This is a genomic window from Kitasatospora sp. NPDC004669, from assembly GCF_040609455.1.
Classification (GTDB): domain Bacteria; phylum Actinomycetota; class Actinomycetes; order Streptomycetales; family Streptomycetaceae; genus Kitasatospora.
Window position 1 is genome coordinate 16,114 of sequence record NZ_JBEXKB010000025.1, and the last position, 23,314, is coordinate 39,427.

Annotated in this window: 17 protein-coding genes; 4 read left to right on the plus strand and 13 right to left on the minus strand. The window is 69.8% G+C overall.

Features of this window, described 5'->3' with window-relative positions; genetic code table 11:
- Window positions 1-100 precede the first annotated feature (100 nt).
- On the minus strand, window positions 101-1,558 hold the full coding sequence (locus ABZW30_RS21570) for a hypothetical protein (protein WP_355672756.1): 1,458 nt from the start codon (window positions 1,556-1,558) through the stop codon (window positions 101-103).
- Window positions 1,559-2,492: 934 nt separating this feature from the next.
- Between ABZW30_RS21570 and ABZW30_RS21575 the strand changes: the two genes are divergently transcribed.
- Window positions 2,493-3,155 (plus strand): hypothetical protein, encoded by a 663-nt coding sequence (locus ABZW30_RS21575; protein WP_355672757.1) that lies wholly within the window; start codon window positions 2,493-2,495, stop codon window positions 3,153-3,155.
- Window positions 3,156-3,294: 139 nt separating this feature from the next.
- Here the strand turns inward: ABZW30_RS21575 and ABZW30_RS21580 are convergent, their stop codons facing one another.
- Window positions 3,295-4,671: a hypothetical protein gene (locus ABZW30_RS21580; protein ID WP_355672758.1), complete on the minus strand. Its 1,377-nt coding sequence runs from the start codon at window positions 4,669-4,671 to the stop codon at window positions 3,295-3,297.
- 261 nt (window positions 4,672-4,932) lie between these two features.
- On the opposite strand from ABZW30_RS21580, the gene ABZW30_RS21585 reads away from it, so the two are divergent.
- Window positions 4,933-5,580, plus strand: coding sequence for a hypothetical protein (locus ABZW30_RS21585; RefSeq protein ID WP_355672759.1), 648 nt, complete (start codon window positions 4,933-4,935; stop codon window positions 5,578-5,580).
- 20 nt (window positions 5,581-5,600) lie between these two features.
- Here ABZW30_RS21585 and ABZW30_RS21590 read toward each other — a convergent pair whose 3' ends face one another.
- From ABZW30_RS21590 to ABZW30_RS21615, 6 genes are all read right to left on the minus strand, one after another.
- Complete coding sequence (locus ABZW30_RS21590; RefSeq protein ID WP_355672760.1) at window positions 5,601-5,885, minus strand: DUF5132 domain-containing protein; 285 nt, start codon at window positions 5,883-5,885, stop codon at window positions 5,601-5,603.
- A gap of 644 nt (window positions 5,886-6,529) precedes the next feature.
- A complete protein-coding gene (locus ABZW30_RS21595) occupies window positions 6,530-8,554 on the minus strand; it encodes an ABC transporter ATP-binding protein (protein ID WP_355672761.1) in 2,025 nt (674 codons plus the stop codon).
- Between the two features lie 896 nt (window positions 8,555-9,450).
- The gene (locus ABZW30_RS21600) at window positions 9,451-9,804 is read right to left on the minus strand and encodes an IS3 family transposase (protein ID WP_355672826.1); all 354 of its coding nucleotides are present in this window, start codon (window positions 9,802-9,804) and stop codon (window positions 9,451-9,453) included.
- A 195-nt stretch (window positions 9,805-9,999) separates the two neighbouring features.
- A complete protein-coding gene (gene asnB / locus ABZW30_RS21605; RefSeq protein WP_355672762.1) occupies window positions 10,000-11,841 on the minus strand; it encodes an asparagine synthase (glutamine-hydrolyzing) in 1,842 nt (613 codons plus the stop codon).
- 1,305 nt (window positions 11,842-13,146) lie between these two features.
- Window positions 13,147-14,430 (minus strand): cytochrome P450, encoded by a 1,284-nt coding sequence (locus ABZW30_RS21610; protein WP_355672763.1) that lies wholly within the window; start codon window positions 14,428-14,430, stop codon window positions 13,147-13,149.
- 1,407 nt (window positions 14,431-15,837) lie between these two features.
- Window positions 15,838-15,981 (minus strand): hypothetical protein, encoded by a 144-nt coding sequence (locus tag ABZW30_RS21615; RefSeq protein ID WP_355672764.1) that lies wholly within the window; start codon window positions 15,979-15,981, stop codon window positions 15,838-15,840.
- Between the two features lie 633 nt (window positions 15,982-16,614).
- On the opposite strand from ABZW30_RS21615, the gene ABZW30_RS21620 reads away from it, so the two are divergent.
- Window positions 16,615-17,775 (plus strand): tyrosine-type recombinase/integrase, encoded by a 1,161-nt coding sequence (locus ABZW30_RS21620; protein WP_355672765.1) that lies wholly within the window; start codon window positions 16,615-16,617, stop codon window positions 17,773-17,775.
- 699 nt (window positions 17,776-18,474) lie between these two features.
- Here ABZW30_RS21620 and ABZW30_RS21625 read toward each other — a convergent pair.
- From ABZW30_RS21625 to ABZW30_RS21645, 5 genes are all read right to left on the minus strand, one after another.
- A complete protein-coding gene (locus ABZW30_RS21625) occupies window positions 18,475-19,902 on the minus strand; it encodes a helicase-associated domain-containing protein (RefSeq protein WP_355672766.1) in 1,428 nt (475 codons plus the stop codon).
- Window positions 19,899-20,651 (minus strand): hypothetical protein, encoded by a 753-nt coding sequence (locus ABZW30_RS21630; RefSeq protein WP_355672767.1) that lies wholly within the window; start codon window positions 20,649-20,651, stop codon window positions 19,899-19,901. The genes ABZW30_RS21625 and ABZW30_RS21630 overlap by 4 nt, the downstream gene beginning before the upstream one ends.
- 356 nt (window positions 20,652-21,007) lie before the next feature.
- Window positions 21,008-21,457: a UPF0158 family protein gene (locus ABZW30_RS21635; RefSeq protein WP_355672827.1), complete on the minus strand. Its 450-nt coding sequence runs from the start codon at window positions 21,455-21,457 to the stop codon at window positions 21,008-21,010.
- Window positions 21,458-21,531: 74 nt separating this feature from the next.
- Window positions 21,532-21,765, minus strand: a complete 234-nt coding sequence (locus tag ABZW30_RS21640) for a helix-turn-helix transcriptional regulator (RefSeq protein WP_355672768.1) — start codon at window positions 21,763-21,765, stop codon at window positions 21,532-21,534.
- A gap of 31 nt (window positions 21,766-21,796) precedes the next feature.
- The gene (locus ABZW30_RS21645) at window positions 21,797-22,051 is read right to left on the minus strand and encodes a hypothetical protein (protein WP_355672769.1); all 255 of its coding nucleotides are present in this window, start codon (window positions 22,049-22,051) and stop codon (window positions 21,797-21,799) included.
- A gap of 135 nt (window positions 22,052-22,186) precedes the next feature.
- On the opposite strand from ABZW30_RS21645, the gene ABZW30_RS21650 reads away from it, so the two are divergent.
- Window positions 22,187-23,251 (plus strand): helix-turn-helix transcriptional regulator, encoded by a 1,065-nt coding sequence (locus ABZW30_RS21650; protein ID WP_355672770.1) that lies wholly within the window; start codon window positions 22,187-22,189, stop codon window positions 23,249-23,251.
- Window positions 23,252-23,314 lie beyond the last annotated feature (63 nt).

Genomic DNA, 23,314 nt, shown 5'->3' on the forward strand with positions numbered 1-23,314 from the left:
GCCGAAAGTGCCCCGCCGGCCTTCCTCCCTGGTCGCCGCGGACGGCGGGCGGAGGCACGCAAGGTGCGTCCGCCCGCCGTCCGGCGCCGGGCCCTGCCATTCAGCGGCGGAAGCCTCGGTGGGGGTCTCGGACCGTGACGTTCCCGAACGGTTCGAACCACGCCTGCGCGCGCAGGTCGCCCACGCCGAGCTGCCGGTTGGCGTCGCCGTCGGGGTCCTCGATGCCGTCGAAGCGGGAGCTGTAGAGCATGAGGACGTCGGTGTCCTGGAAGAACATGTCCGTGCAGGCACCGAAGTCGTAGTCGTCGCGGTGGACCGGCAGCGTGCTGCGCGTGCCGTGCCCGGTGCCGTCGGAGTCGTCCCCGAGCTCATCGGCGCTGTCGCCGGCGTCGTCGATGGCGAGGTGCAGGGCGAGTTCCTCGGCTGTGCAGGTCGGCCGCGGCCAGTGGCCGCGTTCGAGGTCGTCGGCGAGGTCGTCGGCGGCGCGGGCGAAGCGGCGGCGCCACTGGAGGTCGCTGGCGAAGGTCAGCTTCGGCAACCGTGGGAACACGCCCCAGCTGCCCTCGTGCTCGTCCGGTACGAGGCGTCCGTCGCCGAGTTCCTCGGCGTCGTCGTACGCCTCGTCGGCCAGGAGTGACAGCGCGGTGTAGAGGAGGTCGGCCGTGCGGGGGGTCAACTGCCAAAGGCAACGCTCGTCCTCGCACTCCGGGTCCTCGCAATGCGGAGGCTCCGCAGGGAAGAGCGCCGCGAAGTCGGGGAGTTCCTCCTCGAGTGCGTCCTCGGGAGGCTGCCCGGCGCGGGCGGCGCGCCAGCCCGGTCCGAAGTCCGCCACGACCGGTTCGGCGCTCCACGAGGCGACCTCGTGGCCCTTGTCCCGCCGAAGCAGAGAGGCCTGGCTGCATTCGGTGAGGCTGTCCGCCCCATCGACGTCGACGGGCGGGTCCGCGAGCCACATGACCGCGCCGACCACGTCGTGCGGGTCGTCATCGTCGAGCTGGTCGGCCGGCATCGGCTCCCAGCCCTGCTCGCCCGCCGCGTCCAGCAGGGCTTGCCGGTCGTGGACGTGGAACTCGCGGAGCGTGGCGATCCGTACGACCTGGCCCGGCAGGTCGCGCAGCCGCGCCTCACCCCGTGCGGGGCCGCCGGATTCCGTGGCCTCGTCGTTGTCGCCGCTGCCCTCGCTGTCGGCGTCGTCGTCCTGACCCGGGTCCTCGTGAGCGGATCCTTCGGGCCAGGTGATGAGCGTTCCGGTGGCGGCCGGCCAGGTGCCAGCGAGCACGTGGGCCACGGCCTGCCGGAGCGAGGACGCCGGAGCGTCTGGCAACTGCACGCACAGACCGTCCACGGAATCCGCCGGCAGGACACCCGCCGCCCTGCTCATGGTTCGGCGCAGCAGTTCGGCCGCGCGGTGGGCGAGTTCGGGGTCTCGGCAGGTGAGGACGGCCTGGAGCGAGTCGGGTCCGTCGTCGTGGGCGAGGAGTGCGAGGACGCGGCTCTTGCTGGGGGTGTGTTCGCAGAGGAAGTCGCGGGGTGAGGCGGTGAGTTGGCGCTCGGGCATGCGGGGAACTCCGGTGCGGTGGAAGGCGCGCCATGCCGATGGCGGCGCGGAAGATGGTGGAGTTCCGCTGGTAGGCGCGCTGCTGACGCGCCTCCGGACGGTGGAGAAGGCAATCGGCCGAGGCTGGTTCCGCCGATGCTGTCGGCGGTCCGGACCTGGCCCTGTCCGACACCGTACCCGAGTCGCCGAGGAGTTGTCCCCCGCGATGTCGCTGTGTCTCTGACGGCCCAGCAGCCCGGGCGGCCGCGGTCTCGGGGATTCCCTGGCGTGTGGCCGCTGTTGGAGGGCAGCGGAGGGATATCGGCACGGGTGTCAGTGGGAACGGCTAGCGTGCCAGCATGCCGTCGACTACCGCCGCAGTCCGTCTTGTTCCGCTCGGCCGCACGTTCACTCCGGAGATTCCTCTCGGCCCTGCCTGGAACGTCCCCCTTACCTGCTACGCCACGGCGTCCGGCAAGGGCAAGCTTCACGGCGACGAAGACTGCGGTTTGCTGCGGTCGGCCTCTTCCGTCCGGAGCGCCGAGATCCCGCTGGGTGAGGCTGTGGGACGGCTGTGCGGGACCTGCCGCTGGCCACTTCCCGCCGACAGCCCGCTCCTCAAACTCCTGGCGGCGGTCATCGACATCGGCACCCTCAAGATCTGGCTCGACCGCGAACCCGACTCTGCGGAGGAGAAGGCGGAGGAAGCGGACGCCGCCCTCGCCCTGGCCACTGGAGAATACCCCCGAGCAGTACGGGTGAGCCGTCGGACGAGACGGACGGCAAAGCCGAGGAGCAGGAAGAGGACTTCGACGACGAGGCCTGGGAGCGCTACTCCCGCGCCCGTGAGACGCGGCGCCACCACCATGAGCACTGGCGACACCTGCACACCGTCCTACTCAGGAGCAACAAGGCCCTCCAGGCGTTCCCCGTTCTGCGGCCCTGGGCCGAGCCGTTGCAGGTCCGGCTCGCCGAGGTCATCGACGAGGAGCGCCGGGCGTTCGCCGCCCTGGTGCAGCCGGTCCCGCTGGTGGAGGCCGCAGCGGTCGGGCTACTGCCGGACCTGGAATTCACGCCGGGCCCGGAGTTCGCGGGCCTCGGAGCGGATGCGGCCAAGGTGGTGCGACGCGCCTGGCACGCCTGGGAGCTCCGGGCATCCTGGTCGTGGAGCCGCCTGGAGGACAACGGCTGGGCGGTGTCCTCCGTGGTGGACGACGCGTTCGGCCGCCGCCGAAAGGGCCGCCCCGAGACCGAGGCCGCGTTCGACCAGCTCGCCGCGGACTGGATCCGCGAGGCCCGTCGGCAGGCCGCCCTGCACGGCGAAGCCCCGCGGCAGCTCGTCGCCGTCAAGATCCCCGCCGCCGAGAAGGAGCCTTACGAGGAACGGGCGCACGATCCGCTGACCACGTGGGAGGCAGCCGTCATCGCCACCTACCAGGTCGCGGTCGACTGGCCGTCCGGCACGGTGGCCCTGCTCGTCCCGCATCTGATCGGCGAGCACCTCATCGAGGGAGCCACCAGCACCATGCCGGTCTCCCGTCTCGCGGTGCCAGACTCCGCACTTCCCGTGCACGCGTTGCTCCGGGCCTGGCGGCCGGAGGCGGACGACGAGGGATGAGCAGAGCGGCGGGCATGGCAGGTGGCGTGGCTGTGCCCGGCAGGCCCGGTCTCTCGTCGGCCGCCCAGTGTTCTCGGTCCGGGCAGGCCGTCGCGCCGACCGGAAGCCGGAGTCCGGAACACGCAGGGGCGTTGCTCCGTCAGCAGTCCCGCTCCGGGAGCACGCGCAGGGCGAGGACGGATCCGTCCGGGTGGATGGAGACGGGGCCGTCCCAGTCGTCGTCCCAGGTGGCCGTCGGCCACGAGGAACGGCGGGCGTGGGCCTCGTCGCGGTAGTGGGTGAGGCGGCGATCGGCGAGGTGCTCGAAGAGGTCCTCCGCCACGCCCGAGAAGGCCTCCACCCGGGTGCGGTTGAGGCGCAGGACGTGATCGGTGCCGACGAACGGGATGCCGAGGAGTTCGTGGTCCGCGTCCTGGACGCTGCCGATCGCGGCGTGCGAGATGCCTTCGTACCGCTTGCGGCCCTGCCGGGCGGTGAGGTACGGGACGGTTGCTTCCGCGTCGCCGGCGAAGGCCGTCAGGCCCGCCGCACCGGTGCGGGCGAGGGCGTGCTGGAACCAGGCGAACTGGTCCGCTTCGATGTGGAAGCCCGGGACGGAGTCGGGGTTCTCACCGTCTCGTGCGGGCGGCAGGATCCCGGGGAAGATGTTGTCCTGGTCGAGCTCCAGGTCCAGGTCGCGGGCTTTGCCGGCCGGGTGGGTGAGTGTGCCGCCGTTGCCGCGCGCGTGCAGCAGGTGGACGGTCATCGGCCCGTCGACGGGGAGTTCGGTGCTGAAGATCAGGGCCGGGGTGTCCGTCCATCCGCCGATGTGCACGGCTTCGGCGTGGACCGCGGCCGAGGCGAGTTGGGTATGGGAGACGGAGGCGCCGCTGTGGTTGCCCTTGCAGGCGATCGGGAAGACCCGCGAGGGCCGACCGGGCTTCCACACCTCGGCGAAGTACTGGGGGCGGTAGCGGTAGCCGACGGAGACGCCGCTGTCCCGGCCGGTCACGGCGAAGCCGGCTCGCAGGGCGGCGTCTACGGGGACGATCGACACGCTGTGGTCCGGGAACCGCCTGGCCAGAACGTGCTTGGCCACGGCCAGCGCGAACCCGACGCCGAGTTCGTCGGACTGCAGGGCCTTGTAGTAGTCCGCCGTGTCCCGGCCCTCGGCCGACAGGGCCATGAACGTTCCGAGCGTCCCCTCCAGCGCCTGGCTGTACTTGAGGCACCCCCAGTGCTCCGCGAGCCCCCGCCCGGCACCACGCCGCGCGAGCGCGGTCGCGCGTCCGAGGGTGTGCAGCACATCCCAGGGCGTCAGCTGGACGCCGCCGCCGAGTTCCCTGGACGGTACGGGTCGCAGGCCCGGCTTGCGGCGCAGCGCGTCGAGTTCGTTCTGCTCGCGTTCCTCGTCGTCCTTCGCCGCGACGGCTTCGACCTCGCCCAGCAGTTTGTCGCTGGAGTGGACCGCGAGGTTCGACGGCTGCGCGAGCTGCCGCAGCACCTCGCGCACGTTCTTCGGCTCGTTGCCCTCCATGGCGTTCCCCCAACTCTCCAGTCCCGCAGAGCAGATGCCGCACCTTAGGCCGCACATTCGGGGCGCGTGCCAGGGGCGTACGCGAGCACTGCTGATTCGCCGGCGTCAGGTTCGTGCTGCCACTGATGTGCGTCGGCAGGTGTAGCCGGGGATCTCCGCCGCCTTGTCGGGCCACGCATTGGCCGACCGGTCTCCGCCCACGGTGTCCCACCTGCGGAGCGGGGCCGTCCAAAGCCGGGGTTCGCGGAGGTGGGCGAGGAATTGGGGATCGTCGTCGTAGACGATCTCGGCGAAGGGACTCTCGTGATCGGCCTCAGCAGCTACGAACTGGTCTGGCCTGCCGATCTCTTCGTCGCCGAGGCCACCCGCTTCGTGTCACCGGGCCGACGGGGCTGGAGCACCAGAGCCGAGTGGCTGCTCGCCGAGGCGTTCCAGGGATCCAGCGCTTGCTTGGACTTCGAGAACCTGCACGCCGCGGCCCCCAAGGCTGAAGAGCCTTGGGGGCATGCCGGCTGTTCGCTGTGGGAACGGCTCCCAGCACTCACGCATCGGACGTGGCTTCGGGAGTTGATCGACCGGGCGAAGGAGATCCGGCGGTTCACGCAACCCCGGCCGTACCGGCCGCATCGCCAGGGGATGACAAGCCCCAGGGCGCCGCCGTGCCCGGACTCGGTGCGCCTCGGAGCACTACTGGAGGCCGACCATGGACAGGTACATGGGGATTTTTCCGACTGTCTTCCTGGGGATGTCAACCGACTGCAGGGTGCCGTGCGCCAGGTCCCGGACGATCAACTTGTAGGCCCCGCAGTCGTTTACGAGTTCGGCGGTGTACAGCACGTCCACCGACGCGTCGTCCGCGGCGGTCGGATTCACCAGGTCACGACCCTCAACGTCGGGCTCCGTACTTGAATGGGCTTGTGTCATCGTCGTCAGTGGCTCGGGTCTGCGGCGGCCGGCGCGGCTGCTTCCGACCGCGGCTTCACCGCTTTGGCATCCGCTTCTGCGTCGGCCCGCAGCTGGGCGCCGATCATCTCGGCAGTCGCCTCTGCGGCGAGGTCCTGGAGCCCCTCGTTGGCCTGGTGCGCGACCTTCTTCACCTCCATCGCGAGGACCACCGACGTCTTGACGACGCCGACCACCAGTGGCTTCGCGAGGCGCTTTGCCAGCGGTGCCACGAGAAGACCGAGCAGGAAGGAGGGGACAGGAGGCAGCATGGTGGTGATCTCTCTCTGCGTGTGGCTGACAGGACGGCCCGCAGCCATCCGGCGAGTGCCGTCCGCATGGACAGCGGTACTCGGTAAACGATCAAGCGTCGTATGTCAACAGGCTCGCTCTTGCGTATCGCCGTCGACCGGGTTGTGCACGGCCGACCAGTGAAACGCTAACGGTTTCGGGAATAACTCGGCCGTTTATCGCAACAAGTTCATCCCTGCGGGTGAACGCCGACGACAGTTCGAGGGATAGCGGCAGGAATTCCACGCCTCCGCCGGACATCCCGTCCACGGCCCTAGCGGGTCTCCAGCTCTCCCCCCAGGCCCCTGAGACACGTATTCGTCCAATGGCACCTGAGATGCCCCAGGGATCCATCGCGAAGGGCCGGGATCCGGCGGTCGACCGGCGCGGCGGGGTGCATCGGTTGCGGCGTGCGCCCGCCGCGGTCAGGCCCCGGGATCGGGTGGGTAGTGGTGTCGTCCTCGACGGAGATGTTCGAGTCCACCATGGGTCGGCCTCCTGAACGGTTGTCCGGATGTTCTGCGAGGGACGGGCATTGAGCCGGGCAAGGTGCAAGGCGAAGACCGCCCCGATGAGTGCGCGCCATGGGTGGTGGTACGTACTCCGCCGGATCGGTGACCGGGGGCTATCCGTCGGCTTTGGCGGTATGGGAAGCGGCTTTGTTGCCGGCCTTTCGGGCAGTGGTGCGCCGCGTCTGTTCTCCGGCCTGGAGTTTCCACAGGTTGGCGTACAGGCCGCCTTGTCGGACCAGTTCCTGGTGGGTGCCGCGCTCTGCGGGAACGCCGCCCTTGTCGAGGACGTAGATGAGATCGGCGTCACGTACGGTGGACAGCCGGTGGGCGATGACGAGCATGGTCCGTTGGTGGCCGAAGGCGTTCAGCGCGCGCTGGATCGCGGCTTCGGTTTCGTTGTCCACGGCCGAGGTGGCTTCGTCGAGGATGACGACCGGCGGGTCGCGCAGGATCGTGCGGGCCAGGGCGACTCGTTGGCGTTGGCCGCCGGACAGGGCGGCACCGCGTTCACCGACGGGCGTGCGGTAGCCGAGCGGGAGTGCCTGGACGAAGTCGTGCGCACCGGCGATGCGCGCGGCGGCGGTCACCTGGTCGTCGGACGCGTCGAAGGCGCCGTAGCGGATGTTGTCGCCGATCGTGGCGTCGAACAGGTACGGCTCCTGGCCCACGTAGCCGATGGTCCGGCGGAGGTCCTGCAGGGACAGGTCGTTGACGTCGGCGCCGTCCAGGAGGATCAGGCCGTCGTCGCGGTCGCGCAGGCGAAGCAGGAGCTTGGCGATCGTGCTCTTCCCCGCCCCGGTGGCACCGACGATGGCGGTGGTGCGGCCGGCAGGTACCTCCAGGGAGAGGTTGCTGATCACGGGTGGCCGGCCGGGATAGGAGAAGGTGACGTCGTGAAGGTCGATCCGGCCGGCGATCGGGACGGCGGGCAGCTCGGTACGGCCGGTCTCCGGCTCGACGGGCAGCTGGTTCGTGCGCTCCACGCGTCCGAAGGCGGCGAGCGCGCGCTGGTACTGGTCGGTGACCGCGCCGAGCCGGGAGAGCCGGTACAAGGCCATGCCGGGCATCTGGATCAGCGGGGTGACCACGGCCGCGGACATCCGGCCGTTGAGGACCGCTAGGCCGCCGAACAACAACACACCCGGCAGCGCCGCCATCGCGCAGGCCCGGACGACCAGGGCCTGCGCCGCGGAGCTGCGGTCGGTGCGCTTGTTCGCCGCGCTGTACTGGAGGCTGAGGTCGGTCAGACGCTCGTCCTCATGTGGCTCGGTACACGAGGACTTGACCGTGCTGGCGGCCTGGAGCGTTTCACTGATGCGGCTTCTCATGCTGGCGCGCCGCTCGCCGGCCACCACCTGTTCGGTCATCGCCTTGTCGTGGTAGCGGTACGAGAGCCATGCCATCAGCGGGATCGGCGCGAAGGCGATCCAGGCGATCTGGGGCACCATGAGAGTGAAGACGGGAACCAGCATGGCGATGCTGGTGGCCAACTGGATCGCTTCGTGGGGTGCGCTGCCCAGGAAGGGGCTGATCTGGCCGATGTCGTCGGACAGCACGGACGCGACGTGGTGGGTGCGCTCGTCCTCCAGGTAGGCCATCGGCAGTCGCTGCGCGTGCGCGTGGGTGCGGGTGCGCCAGTCGTGTTCCACCTCGTGACCCAGGTCGCGCCATGCGGCCGTCGCGCTGTAGTTCAGGGCGCCGCTTGCCAGGCACGCCAGCGCGATGGCCCCGGCGAGGAAGGCGAGTTGACCGGTGACGGCAGTGATTCCCAGGCCGGCCAGCGTGGCGTTCCCACCGTTCGCCAGGAGCAGTACGCCCAAGGAGCTGAGGACGAACATCGATGCCTCGACGATCTGCCCGGTGGCCGAGAGCAGGGAGGCCCATGCGGCCTTGCGTTTGTGCGGGCCGATCATCCGCCAGAGAGGATGCTTGTCCGTACTGCCGTCCGCGCTCTCGTGCGCGTCGGCGTCCGGCGGGTCCTGAGCAGCGGAACGTCGCGAGGCGCGTTTGACGACCGTGGCGGTCGCCGCCACGGCCACGCCGAGGCCGACGAGGGGTCGGGCGAGCAACCTCCGGCAGAGCCAACCACAGCCGAGGGCGAGCGTGGTGACCGCGCCCGCGACGAGACCCCTCGACAATCGGGTGCGGGGACCGTGCACGGCAATGTCGTCAGGGGGACCGTCCTTCCCCGATGGCGGTAGGGCAGGCAGCGACCGGGCGGTCTCCGCCCTACCGGGCGCGGCCGGCGTGCTCCTCGCGGAGGTTCCCTTCCCGTTCCGGTGGTCCGTTCCGTGTCCGGCGGCAAGTTCGCTCCGGCCCGCACTGCTGCGTGAGGCGAAAACCGCTCGCCCCACGGCTTCTCCGAGCAGCGTCGCCACCTCGGCCGACGGGATGGCCGGGTCGTGCACGACAAGTACCCGGCCGGTGATGGGATTGGCCCGGACCTGCTGGACCCTCGTGCCCACCAGCAGCAGTTCCTCCAGCAGTCGCGCCACCACGGGGTCACGGCTCACCGCGTCGACATGCCAGCGCTGTCGCCCGGGAATCACCGAAAGGGCCCGTGGCCGGGCGGCCTCGGGGCCACGGGTCTGCGGGGCCGTACGGCGCCGCCTTTCGAGAAGCAAGCTCATGTGGGATCCACCCTTGAGTACAGGCCCTGAGGTGGAACCCTCCCGTCCCAGAGCCACCGCATACGCGTCAATGCACGGGCCGAACTACCAAAGGAGACGCGCTCCTTCATCTCTCTCACCCCTCCCTGTGCCATTCCGAAGGTGCGACCGCTGCCCGCAGCGGCTGTTCGAAGCGGGCCGACGGGAGACGCGAGGACGAGTGCGGCGGCCAGAGGTGAGGTCGCCACGATCCGCCCTCCGTCAAAGGGCTGGGGACGGGCATCAGTGCAGATGCCCGCCCCCAGTCATCACTTGGCTCTGTTACAGCGCCCAGGTGTACATCTCGTAACGGCCGGCCAGGCTGGGGCTCTGCATGCCGATCACGCGTCGGATCTTCTTGATCATTACGGTCACCTACTCATCTGTTACGTCTGATACCCCGCCACTGGTGCGCCGGGGCCATTGGGTGGACTCGGGCACCCGTCCGATGAACACTTTGGCGTATCGCTCCTACTCGCTACACGGATGGAGCAAGGTCCCGCCCGTCGCTCGGGAGGATGTTTTAGCTGGTCGGAGTGGGTAGAAGGGTTCAGGTTCCCCCATTTGGCCATCACCCGATCGAGGTACTTAGTCATTTCTTCGGACCTTATGAGAATGAGCCTGCCGAGCTTCTCCTGAATGTGGCGGCTGTTGTTGAAGCCGTCGATGTACTCGAAGAGCGCGGGGTTCGCCTCGACCCGGGTCGTGAAGGTCCGGCCGTGCAGCTCCCGGCCTGAAATCGGCTCGCTCGCCTGGGGATTCGCCGGTTGAGGGCGGGATGCGACGCAGCCTCGACGCCGGGTTCCCGTGAGGGCGCGGTGCGGATCGTGCTGGAGAGCGAACGCGGCAGCCGGTGCGGTGAGATGACGACGTCGGGAGCGACGTCCTCGTGAGCGCCTGTGTCAGGTGATCCTCCCCGTGGCCCGCCGGCCGGGTCAGGAGAGGGTCAGGGTCGGCTGGTACATGTCCATCCAGAGGGCCAGGTCCAGCATGCGGTCCAGCCCGCACCGGGCCGCCAGGCTGATCCGCGCCGTGTCGGTGTTGACGACGTGCTCGGCCCAGTCCCTGCTGACGAGGTCGAAGACCTGGTGGGAGGGCTTGGCGAGAATGTCCTGCACGTGCTGCTTGAGCCCCTCGGTGTAGCCGAGGTCCTGGGTGGAGGGGTAGGGGCTCTTGACGCGGTCGTACACGGAGCGGGGGAGGACGTCCGCGGCAGCCTCGCGCAGCAGGCTCTTCTCGCGGCCGTCGAAGGACTTCATCGACCAGGGGGTGTTGTAGACGTACTCCACGAGCCGGTGGTCGCAGAAGGGTACGCGTACCTCCAGGCCCACCGCCATGCTCACGCGGTCCTTGCGGTCCAGCAGGGTGCGGACGAAGCGGGTCAGGTGCAGGTAGCAGAGCTTCCGCATCGTGAACTCGAAGTCGCTCTCGCCGTCCAGGCGTTGGACGCCGGAGACGGCGGACCGGTAGCTGTCGCGGACGAAGCCGTCCAGGTCGAGGGCGCGGACGGCGTCCGGGGTGAGGATGTTGCCGTCGTCGCCGGCCTGCTTGGCGAACTTCATCAGCCAGGGGAAGGTGTCGGCCTCGCGCGCCACCGGGTCGAAGAACTGCCGGTAGCCGCCGAAGACTTCATCGGCCGCCTCGCCGGAGAGGACGACCGTGGAGTGCTCCCGGATGCCCTTGAACAGCAGGTACAGCGAGGGGTCCAGGTCGACGAGGCCCATGGGGATGTCCCGTGCGCGGATCGTCTGTGAGCGCAGCTCGGGGTCGGCGAACTTCTGGGAGTCGAGAACGATGGCCTGGTGGTCGGTGCCGGCGGCGCGCGCCATCTCGTGCGCGAAGGGGGTGTCGGGGGTGCCGCGCAGTTCGCTGGCGACGAAGTTCTCGGTCTGGCCGACGAAGTCGACGGTGAAGCTGCGGAGGGTCTCGCCCGTCTCGCTCAGCTGCCGCGCGGCGAGCGCGGTGATGGCCGAGGAGTCCAGACCGCCGGAGAGCAGGGTGGAGCGCGGTACGTCGGCGACCAGCTGACGGCGCACGATGTCGTCGAGGAGGGCGCGGACGTGTCCGACGGACTCGTCCCGGCTGTCGGTGTGCGGGCGGGTCTCCAGCGCCCAGTAGGTGTGCGTGCGGAGGCCGTTGGGGTCGACGGTGACGACGGTGCCCGGCTCCACCTCGCGCATGCCCGCCCAGACGGCGTGTCCGGGTGTCTTGACGAAGGCGAAGAGCTCCCGCAGGCCGTCCAGGGCGACTTCCCGGCGGGCGAGGGGGTTGGCGAGGATCGCCTTGGGCTCCGAGCCGAAGAGCACCCCGTCGTCGGTGGGGTAGTAGTACAGGGGCTTGATGCCCATCCGGTCGCGGATCATCACGAGCTTGTTCTCGCGCCCGTCCCAGACGGCGAACGCGAACATGCCGTTGAGGCGTCCAGCCACCGCCGGACCCCACTCCTGGTAGCCGTGCAGCACGACCTCGGTGTCGGAGTGGGTGGTGAAGCGGTGTCCGCGGCCCGCGAGTTCCTCGCGGAGCTCTTCGAAGTTGTAGGTCTCGCCCGAGTAGACGAGGGCGAGCGGGCCGTCCGGGGTGTCCAGCGTCATCGGCTGCCGCCCGCCGGGCAGGTCGATGATCGCCAGTCGCCGGTGGCCGAGTGCGACGGGCCCGGACGTCCAGGTACCACGCTCGTCCGGCCCCCGGAGGGCCATCGTCTCGGTCATGTCGTCGACGGTCTCCTGCTCAGAGGAGAGGTTCCTGCTGTACGAGACCCATCCGGTGATTCCACACATATTGTATCTCCGCCCCTTGTCTTACGCGTGTGGCGGCGATGCTATTGCACCCACCGAGACGGAATATGACGTAGTGTCACCATGAGTCAAGAGCGTCAAGCGCCTTGCACATCAGGCGCGTTGCGCGTGGTGGCGGTGCGCCCACCCGTCCCAGCGGGCTGCGCGCGATCCGCGCGGATGCCTTTGCGCCTTCTTGGTCAGGGGATGGCAGGGCGATGCAGGCGGAGAAAGCACTGCTTCAACTGGCTTGCAAAAGGCGGGATTTGATGACATGGCGGCCGAACGGGTCGGGCGGCGACTCAGTTCCGAGGTGGCGGCTGTGGGCCACGATGCAGGCATGGCTGCCGACGGGAACAGGCACTCCTCGCCCTCATCGGACTCCCTCGCGAGGGTCCCATGACCGTGCGCATGTCCCGCCGAGCCGGGTTCGGGAACGCCACGGAGTGTGACCGAGATGCACCCAAAAGTGGTAACAGGATGATCTGCCCGGACTTACGTTCGGCGGCGCGCAGCCGGGTCGCGTTCGGCGACCTGTCAGGTGACCGAGTCGACGCCGGGGGCGTATCGCTCCAGGGCGCGGACGGGCACCGCGGCGAGCGCGGGCGAGCAGCATCGGGGCCGAGGCGCCGTGGGTGAGGTCGCTGTGGCCGAGCCGGTGCGGCGTGAAGCCGCCCGGGTTCTCGATGTCCTCGACAGCGGGCCGCGGATGCGGTGGGCGATCGGTCGGGTCAGGAGCCGAGCGGTGCCGGATTGCCGGTGATTCCACTCGGTCGCGTCGCCCTTGGCCGTGATCTTCCCGCGCTCGTCCTACGGGTACAGGCCTTCCGCGTTCAGGCACAGCACCTCATCTGCCCGTGCGGCGCCTTCGTGGAGGAGCTTCCAGAACGTCTTCTCCCTGAGTCCGACGTCCAGGCGCCGCAGTGCGGCGCCTGCCTCGGGGACGGGTCGTCGATGGCGGCGGCCGGGAGGACGGGGCGGCTTCGCGCCCCCTGCGGGCTGGGCCGGCTCGCGGCAGGAATCGGAACCCGCCACCCGGCTCACCTCCGGGCGGTATGCCGCCTTCGAGTCGTGGCTGGGCCGGAGAGCCGGACGAGCACGACGAGTGAACACGCGCGTGCTGCTCGGCGGCTACGCGGCGCCCTCGATCTCGACCCGCAGCCGGGCGGCGTGGGCCCAGGCCCTCGCCGCCCGGACTGCTCTCGGCGACCGTCCAACGGTTCAGCCGCCGACGACTTCTGCTCGGGGACGGCATTCCCTCGCGCCACCGGGCCTGTCACTCCCGGCCGGCTGGTCGGCCCGAGCCGATCAGGTACCCGGAGCGCGGTGGGTGAGCTGGAGGGAGAGCCCGGTCGGGTGCAGCACCGACGTGAAGGCCGGCGCGGTGGCCGGGGTGGAGACGGTGAGCTGATAGCGGGTGGCGATGCGGGCCGCGGTCAGGGTGAGCAGGACCTCGCCCAGATGCAGGCCGACGCAGACCCGGGGCCCGGCGCCGAAGGGCAGGTAGGCGTAGCGGTGGTGCTTGGTGTCCGGGGACATCCAGCGCTGTGGGGCGAACCGGTGTGGATCGGGCCAGTAGCGAGGGTCACGGTGGATCAGGTACGGGCTGATGAAGACGGTCGTGCCTGCGGGGACGGTGCACCGCTCGGTGACCGCGGTCGGCGCGAACGTCTCACGGGCCAGCAGCCAGGCGGGCGGGTGAGTGCGCATCGATTCCCGGACGAACGCCCTGGTGTACGACAGCTCCTCGGCGGATCCGCGGCAGGCGGTGGCCTCGGCGCGGATCCGTGCCATGTCGTCGGGATTGGCAGCCAGGTCGTGCAGCAGCCAGCACCAGGCGCCGGCCGTGGCGGGCAGTCCCTTTGCCAGGGCATGGCCCATGACATGTACCGCCAGATCAGTGGGAACGGAAGCGGTGTGCAGGGTGTCCAACAAGGTCGGGCTGCCGTCTGGGAGCCGGCCGTCGGGGCGGTGATCGGCGATCAGCGCGCGCAGTTCGGCCTGCCCCCGGCGGCGAGCGTCGCGTACATTCCGTCGCAGCGAACTGGGCCACCAACGGGGTCGGCGCACGCCGGCGTCAACCAGTACAAGGGCAGCGTTGATGGAGTCCAGCACCGCGGTGACCAACGTGGGCGCGGGGTCGGTGAGGAACATCGGCAGGAAGGCCCGCAGGCTGGTTTCGTGCGCCACCGCCACCGGGTCGAACTGCCCGCCTTCGGCCAGCGACTGCAAGCCGGCATCCACGGCCTGCTCCAGTCGGGGCAGCCGGTCCCGGACGGCCTGGGGCGTGAGAACCCGACCGATCAGCTTGCGCGTCCCCATCCATTCCCGGGTTTCCTCGGCAGTGGGCAAGCGCCCGAGGAACCGGTCCGGGCCGATCACCGACTCACGGTCGGTGGCCACCAGGATCTGGTGCGCGATGTCGGGATCAGACACCACCACCAGGTTCTCATTGAGGGCGAACGCGTCCCCCCACCGCTCCCGGCACGCGGAGAGGAATCCGGCCGGGTCGGCGTCGTAGGCACTGCGCCATCGGCGGCGATCCGCACCGGTGGGTCCGGGAAGCGCCAGTGCATCAAGTGAGTTCGCCACGATCTGCCTTCCGTTAAAGGGCTGGGGACGGGCATCGTGCAGATGCTCGTCCCCAGCCCGCGCTTGGCTCCGTTACAGCGCCCAGACGTACTGCTCGTAACGGCCGGCCAGGCTGGGGCCCTGCATGCCGATCACGCGTCGGATCTTCTTGATCATTACGGTCACCTACTCATCTGTTACGTCTGATACCCCGCCGCTGGTGCGCCGGGGCCATTGGGTGGACTCGGGTACCCGTCCGATGAACACTTTGGCGTATCACCCCTACGCGCCGCACGGATGGAGCAACGCTCCCGCCCGTCGTTCGGAAGGCCGTTTCAGCTGGTCAGAGCAGGTAAAGGGTTCAGATTCCCTCATTCGACCATCACCCGATCGAATTATTTAGTCATCTCTTCGGATTTTCACCGACAGGACGCTAAGTCCCTTTTCTCGCGGTTCGTGATCGCAGGTTCGTGCGAAAACTGGCCGTATTGGCGTTTCAGTCTGGGTCCGGGTGATGTTCTGCGACACACGGACAGATGGGCGCACCAGGCGACTTATCGGATGAGCAGCTGGCATTGATCGAGCCGACGGTCACGGCCAAGCCGAAACCTCGATTTCCCGGATCCAAGGGTTGATCGCCAGGGCTTCCGGCCACAACACCACGAGAGGTCCTGATGTGCCGCCAGAAGGATCGGGGGCACCCACGGAACACGGGAGGTACCGGCTTCATGACCCGCTACAGCGTCGGCCCCGACCGGCGCGGGCTGATCGCCGGTTGGGGAACCGGCGAAGGCGATCTCGCCACCCGAATCGCCGTCGTCCCAGCCCCCTCCGACACCTCCGCGCTCCTGGGCCTGGCCCGCACCCTCACCCGGCTGTCCGATGCCGCCTGGCGCACCTACACCCACCCCGCCAGCGCCGCCCGCTCCCTGGAGCCCAACTCCGAGGGTTGGCGCCGCGAGGAGGAACGCAAGCAGTTCGCCGAGGTCGCGGACGCGATCCGCCAGGCCGGACCTTCCCGGCGACGGCTCGGTGATCGTCTCCTCCAGCCGGATGATCGAATCCGCGAACCGCGTCGGTCGGGCTCTCCACGAACTCAACGACCCCGAACACGCCGAAGCCGTCCTCGCCGAAACCGCCACCGAACTCGCCGCCGTCCAGAACGCCGAGCTCGGCGACCTGGCCGACCGTGCTCAGCAGGCCGTCCTCCTCAGCCGCGAGGGCGCCTCCCCCGTGCAGGTCGCCGCCGCCGACCGCCTCCTCGACAGCACACCTTCGGCCCCGCCGCGCTGTTCTCCGAGATCGACACCACCGCCGCATCCATCGCCGCGGCCCACTGGCTCGCAGCAGCCGCCGAGACCGCCGCCGAAGCCACCGGCCACTCCCCACCACCGTGCTCCTCGAAGCCAACGACATCGAAGCCCTCCCCTACGAAACCCCACCCTCGTCCTCGGCCTCCTCGAAGCCGGCGTCTCCCCCTGCGACGCGGTCACCGGCCTCGTGCGCCACGCCCTCCACGTCGCCAACGGTCTCCTGCCCAACCCCGCAGGCCCGCGCGAACACCTCGAACACCCTCGAAGACCTCGAAGACGAGGACGCCCTCGACGACGAACACGTCGGCCCCACACACGACCGCAGTCGCAGTCACTTCGCCAGCCTCATCCGCAATTCCGCAGCGCGCACCACGACCGACTCACCTGACCGCCTGCCGCGCTCACCCAGTCGCGGAGCGCCCGGAGTCCCGTCCGACCCCGGACCGGTCTACGCCCGCAGCGCGCCCCCGACCCCGGCAGCCTCCGCTATCGGCCTGATGCCACTCACGGCCGACCTGCCGAGAATCGCACTCCCCCGGCTATCGCCGCATGGCATCCAGGTCGAGACCCCTGAGCCGTTACGTGCAGTGACAGCATCCGGCCACCCGCACCATCCGATGGGCGTCACGGCAACCCGACCGCGCATTGGCACTCCTAGGTGCGGGCTCTCACCGCGAGCCGCAGGTCAGGGGCCTGATTCCGCGTTGGTGATCGCATGGTGGTCGCAGACGACCCGATGGGTGGTCACCCCGCTAGCCTCCGCGAGCCGATCGAGCACCAATCGCCGCAGGAGGAACAGGAAGTGCACAGGTCAGGACGGCCAGGCCGGGTCTACCGTCGATGCGGATGCCGGGACGCAACCCGGCGTCAGCTCGGCGCCGGGTGCCCGCGTTTGGCCGAGGAGGGGCACGGCACGTGGACGTTCGCCGTCGATGTGCCCTCCCTCAGCGGCCGGCGGCGCACCGTGCGGCGCGGCGGGTTCGAGGACGACTTCGCCGCCGAGAGCGCGCTGCGGCGCTTCCTCGAAGGCCGGAAGCTGGGCTTCGACGCCGACCCGCACGAGACGGTCGCCGCCTACCTCACCAAGTGGCTCAAGGGCATGGAGTTTCTCCTCAAGCCCACCACCTACGCCCGCTACCGCACCTACGTGCTCTGCGAGTTGATACCCGTCTTCGGCAAGCTGCGTCTGGAGGAGCTCGCCCACGACCACATCTCCGCCTACACCCACGAGCAGCTCGAAGCCGGCCGCGGACGCCAGGCCGTCTACCACTGCCTCGCCACGCTCTCCAGCGCCCTCGGATCCGCCGTGCGCACCCACCGCCTCCCCTACAACGCCGCCCAGCCCCTGCCCATGCGCAGGCCCCGCCCCGACGAACGAGTGCCCTGGACCGCGGAGCAGGCCGTCGCCTTCCTCTCCCACTGCCGCAATGTCGACCCCGCCTTCGCCGACCTCTTCGAGGTCATCATCGGCACCGGCCTGCGCAAGGGCGAGGCACTCGGTCTCCAGCGCCCGTGCGTACGGCTGGACGACCGCGTCATGTACATCCGCCACACCCTGTCCGCGGTCGACAACCACGAACTCGTCCTGACCGCGCCGAAGACCAGGAAGAGCCGCAACTGGGTGCCGCTGTCGGAGCGCGTCGCCGCCGCCCTCCGGCGCGCCATGGACCGGAGCACCGCCACTATCAACGGACACGTCTTCCAGGGCCCCGACGGCCAGCCCCTCCACCCGGCCGCCGTCCGCCGGCGCTTCCACGAGCTGCGCGAGCAGGCCGCGCTGCCCCACGTCACCATCCACGACCTGCGCCACCTCGCCGCCACCCTCGCCCTGGAGGGCAACGTCTCCATGGCCGTCATCTCCAAGACCCTGCGGCACTCCACACTCTCGACCACCGCGAACATCTACAGCCACCTGACCTGGGACGTCGCCAGGGCCGCCGTGAACACCATCGAGGCAAGACTCCACCTCGTCGAAGCCAGCACCCGGCACGACCCGGACGCCCCCGCCCACGACATCGGCCTGCCGAACCCGCTGTTCAGCCACGCGGCCTGACGGCCCCACCGTAGGGGGCTCGGCACTCCTGGCCGCTCCGGCACCAGGGCCGACAAGCAACCGGGATTCCCGGCTCATAGCTGACACCCGATAAACATGCGGCCCGTCGAAGCAGATGACGCCGCAGGTTCTGTCGGCATGCCTATTTCCCGCGAATCCGGGCCCGCTTCCGCGCCGAAGAGGCGACCAGTACGCGATCGACGGCACGCGGATTCCCGATGAATGAACAAATGCCCCGTCACGACCAGGTCGGAGGGGCCGGGCCTGCGGAAACGCGCTCAGCAAAGTGGTGTGAACGAGCGTTCACGACCACATTGCGACCACCAAAGGAAAAAGCCACTCCTATCGTTTTGATAGAAGTGGCTTCCGACCTGCGAAAACGCTGGTCGGGACGACAGGATTTGAACCTGCGACCCCTTGACCCCCAGCTGAATCCCGCAGGTCAGGGCCTACCTTGCCCACCACGGCATGACGCCTGATGGCACCTCATGACGCCCAATCCGTGAGAGGCGCGTGAGAGGCGGCAAGCGAGAGGGGCTTCGAGAGTGACTTGCCTCACACCTCCAGGTGGCGCTGATCAGCACCCCATGGTGCCTCATTCCGCCTCCGTCCTGGCGCAACCAGCAGCCGACTCCAGCCACCCTGGATATTCAGCGCGTGAGAGGCGCTGTGAGCCGCAGTGAACTTCTTCACTGCGGCTCACCTCGTCCGAGTCGGTTCCCTGCCGTCTCCGGATGCGCGGGTTCGGGCTGCTACTTGAGCGATTGGCCCTGGCGTCCGGTGGTCATCGGACCTGTCCAGCGGGTACCCCTGGGCCAGAGCGGCCTTTCGGAAGGCGGCGAGCCGATCGGCGGGGACGGCGAAATGGCGCTCCCCCAGCCGGGTCACGAGGGTGCGCAAGCGCCGGTCCCCGGCCAGGAGAGCGGCGATGGCACCGTCCGCGCATTCGATCAGGTGGACCGGGCCGGTGTCGCGGACCTGGCCGAGGCGGCGGGCTGCGTCGTCCAGGAGCGTCGTGACGGTCTGCGGCAGCGGATGCCGGCTTGCCGACTCCAGGTAGCGACGCAGCTCGGTGAGGTCGCGTCCGGCGTCGACGGCTCGGAGCAGGGAGCGGGGGGTGAGGCTCCAGACGTGGCCGCTGGCCTTGTCCGCGAAGGCGTCCAGAAGCAGGGCGTCGCCGGGGGCGAGTCCGTCGAGGGCGGCAATGTCGTGGTTCGGCAGGACGGTGATCCGGCCGGCCGGGGTTGCCGGTTGGGGCTTGGAGCTGGGGGTGTAGGTGGCCGCCTGATCGGTGGCGTAGGCGCCGAGTGGGTTGAGGCGTATGGCGAGCAGGCCGTCGTAACGGCTGAGTTGGTCGAGGTAGTCGCCGCCCCAGTTGTGCTGGTAGTCGGTGCGGGCTCCGGCGGGCGGGATGTAGTCGATGTCGATCAGGCCGAGGACGGCCGCGTATTCGAACAGCACGGCGAGCGTGTAGCGTCCCTGGAGCAGTGACCAGTCGTGATGGCCGTCGTAGCCGAGGCTTCCGTACTGGGGGTCTTCCAGGTACAGCTTCCACAGGGCGCGTTCGCTCCGGGTGATGACGGGGTCCTGGCCGGCTCGGCGCATCCGCGCGAACAGGTCGTCCACGGTGATCCATTGGCCGGCGGTGCGGGTGGTGAGCGCCTGGCCGACGAGCTCACGGCGCGGTCGGGCGGCGGTGAGGACGTTGGCGGCGCGCTGGCCTTTGATCTCCTCGATCCGGGAGAACTCGTCCAGCAGGGTGTTCTTCTGCCAGCGCTGCCACAGGGCGGCGATGCTCTCGTGTGCGGGCTTGGCGAGGGCGGTGCGGCCGCGCGGGGTCAGCGTGAGCCTGCCGGAGGCGAGGGTCGCCAGGCCGCCGGCCTGGAGGAGCAGCGGCCAGGCGAAGGCGGCGATGGCCTCGTGTTCGTAGAAGTCGCCGCCGTCGAGGGCTTCGGTGATCGCGGCGACGGTGGCCGCGCTGGGCCTGCGGGTCTTCTCGCTGCAGCGGAGCTTGCCCGTGGCACACAGCTGGAGCACGGTGGCCAGGTTGGCCTGCGCCTCGTGTTCGGTGGCGCGGATCCGGTGCTCTTTCTCCTGCCAGTCCTCGAGCTCGTGATCGATGCTCACAACTGCCCCATCGCCACGGTGTAGTGGAAGCCGTCCGCGCCACAGGACTGCTCCAGGGTGCGGACGATGTTCCGGGCGTCGTCGTACGGGCCGGAGGCGTAGAACGGCTTCCCCTCGCGGCCGAAGACGATCGCGGGTTCATCGCCTCGCACGGACCCGAGGTAAGGGGCGGTGTCCGCGAAGCCCGGTGCGGGCGTGAAACCGAGGGAACGCGCGTACTCGACCGCACCGTGCACGATCGTGCGAGCCTGGTCGAGCTCGATGCTCAGCGGCGGCTGGTCGAAGGCCGAGTAGTACCGGCGCAGGTACGCAAGGAGTGAGCCGGCTCCGATGACCTCCGGCTCGACGGTGTTCTTGACGCCCATGCAGTAGACGTCGACCAGGAACCCGCACACCGTCAATCTGCTGGCGCGCTCCTGACGGGCCACCAGCACCTGGGCGAAACCGCTGGTCGCCGTATCGTCGGCGGCATGGGGGTACCCCCGGCCGGAGGCTGGGGGAGGGTCGGCCTCCGCCCACGCGGGCACGGCGGCCAGCCCCAGCCCGACGCTCCAGCCCGCGTTCACCCAGCACCCGACCACCGGCCGATCGGCCGGGGCCACCCCTTCCGTCCGGCGCTCGGCCACCTGTCGCAGCAGCACACTCGCCTGCGCAGGGCGCAGCCCCAGCGCCCGCGCGATCTGCTTCGGCCCGCTCCCCGCCGCCCGCAGCTCCGAGACCCTGGCCAGGACGTCATCGCTCTCCATCACCCGGGCATTGTCCACCAGCCCCGGACACCGGAGAACCCGCCCATGAGCGTTCGACCCCAACGGCTGGCGCACGCCCCAAACGGCCGCCGCCGACGTGGCAGTGCCGCTATGCTGGAGCGTTCCAGGGTCGGCTTCCGCCACGATCGGGTCCGCCTGCCCGTTCATCTCAACCCGGCTACGTCACCTCCGCAGTCCTGTGTCACCTCTGCAACTCGCAGGCCTCCCTGCAACCGCCACTGCCGTCCTCGCCACCGTGGTCGCCGTCGCCGAACGCGACCGCCGAGCCGCCGGGCGTTGCCCGGACAATCGCTGATCCCCGTGCCCGCCAATGCGCCGGCTGTTCCGTCCAGCGGCGGTCACGGGCGGGCCACCGGGCGGTAGCCGTTCCCGGCGAGCCAGGCCCGCACCCGGCCGCGCTGCCGCTCCTCGGCGAACAGGCGGAACCGGTGCAGCTCGTCCTCACGACGCGCCAGGACGTCCTTGAAGCGGCGGAACGCCCCGCGGCCAGCGATCGCGATCTCCAGGCGATCCGCGAAATCGGCGTCACCGACCGTCGCGATGAACAGCTCCATGTCCCGGTATCCGTCCCGGGAACCCTCACACCACACTGGCAGCCACCGTTCTGGGTCTTCGTCATCCTCCGCTCGCTCGTCGGAGTCGACCTGCTGGGGCCAGCAGTCACCGGTGGTCAGGTCGATCCGGCCACGCACACGGTCTCCCCGAAAGACGTCGCCGCACTGGTAGACAGGCTGCGGTGGGACAAGCGCCGTCATCCTTTGTCCGAGGAGCATCCGTCCGAGTGGCATGGTCGGGAGGCCCGCCCGCCGCACGCTCCACCTCGTGCGACGGGCCGGTGGGCGGTCCGCTGATCCCGGCGGGTTCAGTCCGTCGTTGGGCGGTGGCCCAGGGAGAAGGCCAGCAGGGCGAGCTGGGTGCGGTTGACGGCTCCGGTCTTGCTGCGGATGCGGCGCAGGTAGGTGTCGACGGTGTGCGGGCTGAGGTTCAGGCGGCGGGCGATGGCCTGGTAGGTGGCGCCGGCGGCGAGCTGTTCGAGGACCTGGTGCTCGCGGTCGGTCAGGGGCGGGGTGACCGTGACGAGGTCGGACTGGGACAAGGCGGGCTCCTGCGGGATCGTGGCTGCGCGCTCAGGCCTGAACGCCTGTGTCGGTGCCGGTGTCCGTGGTCGCGCCGGGCTCGGCGCCGTTGTGCCCGGGCGGGTGGGGGAAGCGGTGGTGAGCGCCACAGATAGCGACCGTCGAGTGCGGCGGGCAGACCCAGCCGCCCCACGAGGTGTCCGCCACCGTGCTGCGCCCGGCGGTGCCGTCCGCGGAACCGAGCGCGGCGGCCCCGGTCGCGAGCAGCGCCGTGAGGACCAGGCCTGCGATGATCGAGCGCTTCATGTGCGTCCTCCTGGGAACTGGGCCGAGCTTCCGGCTCTCTTGTGACGTGAACCAGCTTGATCACGGCTGCGTGGGGGCACTAGAGGCGGCCGGCCTCACCATAGTGTCCGGCAGGAAAGGGAGCGAGGGAGAAAGATGGACGACTTCGCCGAAAACGTCACGATCATGCGGGCGTCGGTCGATCCCGTCGACCGGCAGGTGTACGCGTGGGTGCTGGGGCACCGCCGTACGACGGTCGCGGAGTTCGCCCATGACCTGGGCATCTCCGTCGAGCAGGGCTGGGCGGCGTTGGAACGGCTGGTGGCGCTGCGCCTCGTCTTCCGGGACGCCGACGATCCCGACGCCGGCTACGCGGTGGCCCCGGAGCTCGCCATGAGCGAACTGGCGGCCCCGGTGGAGGCGCGGATCAGGGCGCAGCAGGAGGAACTGGCCCACATGCGCGGCCTGCTGGCCGGCTTCACCCCGTACTACCAGCGCAGCTGCGGCGCGGGCTGCACCGGCTCCGGGGTGCAGGTCATCGTCAGTCTGCCCGAGGTCCGCTCCGCGCTGAACCACGCCTCGGACAACTGCACCCGCGAGGTGCTGGCCAGCCAGCCCGGCGGCGGCAGCCGGGTCCCCGAGGCGATGGAGGAGGCGCTGGTGCGCGACCGCGCCCTGCTGGGGCGGGGCGTGAGGATGCGCACCCTCTACCACCACACCGCGCGGTTCAACGGCCCCAGTCAGGCGTACGTGGCGGCGGCCTCCCGGCTGGGCGGCCAGTACCGCACGGCCCATCAGCTGTTCGGCCGGCTCATCGTCTTCGACCGCGAACTGGCCTTCGTCCCTGTGCAGGACGGTTCCTGGGGCGCGGTGGCGATCCGCGAGCCCTCGCTGGTGGCGTACCTGTGCGAGCTCTTCGAGCACACCTGGGCCGCGGCGCGGCCGTTCGCCGACGCGGCCGACGACGGCCTGGAGCAGGTCGCCCAGGAGCTCGACGAGACGATCGTCGAACTGCTCGCCGCCGGGCTCAAGGACGAGACCATCGCTCGGCGGCTCGGCATGTCGCTGCGCACGGCCCGCCGGCACATTGCCGACATCCTGCAACAGCTGAACGCGGAGAGCCGCTTCCAGGCGGGCGTCGCGGCCGTCCGGGCCGGGCTACTGAAGGAGCAGGCCGGACCGGAGGCCCGTGACCAGGGCTACGGGACCGCCAACCCGTGACCGGGAGTACGTGACCGGGAGTACGTGACCGGAAATACGTGACTGGTCCGCCCCCCTGACGCG

Excerpts from the sequence above, each read along its gene's own strand:
- ABZW30_RS21570 (WP_355672756.1), bottom strand. The coding sequence starts at position 1,558 with ATGCCCGAGCGCCAACTCACCGCCTCACCCCGCGACTTCCTCTGCGAA.
- ABZW30_RS21580 (WP_355672758.1), bottom strand. The coding sequence starts at position 4,671 with ATGGAGGGCAACGAGCCGAAGAACGTGCGCGAGGTGCTGCGGCAGCTC.
- ABZW30_RS21590 (WP_355672760.1), bottom strand. The coding sequence starts at position 5,885 with ATGCTGCCTCCTGTCCCCTCCTTCCTGCTCGGTCTTCTCGTGGCACCG.
- asnB (WP_355672762.1), bottom strand. The coding sequence starts at position 11,841 with ATGTGTGGAATCACCGGATGGGTCTCGTACAGCAGGAACCTCTCCTCT.
- ABZW30_RS21635 (WP_355672827.1), bottom strand. The coding sequence starts at position 21,457 with ATGCCACTCGGACGGATGCTCCTCGGACAAAGGATGACGGCGCTTGTC.
- ABZW30_RS21645 (WP_355672769.1), bottom strand. The coding sequence starts at position 22,051 with ATGAAGCGCTCGATCATCGCAGGCCTGGTCCTCACGGCGCTGCTCGCG.
- ABZW30_RS21650 (WP_355672770.1), top strand. The coding sequence starts at position 22,187 with ATGGACGACTTCGCCGAAAACGTCACGATCATGCGGGCGTCGGTCGAT.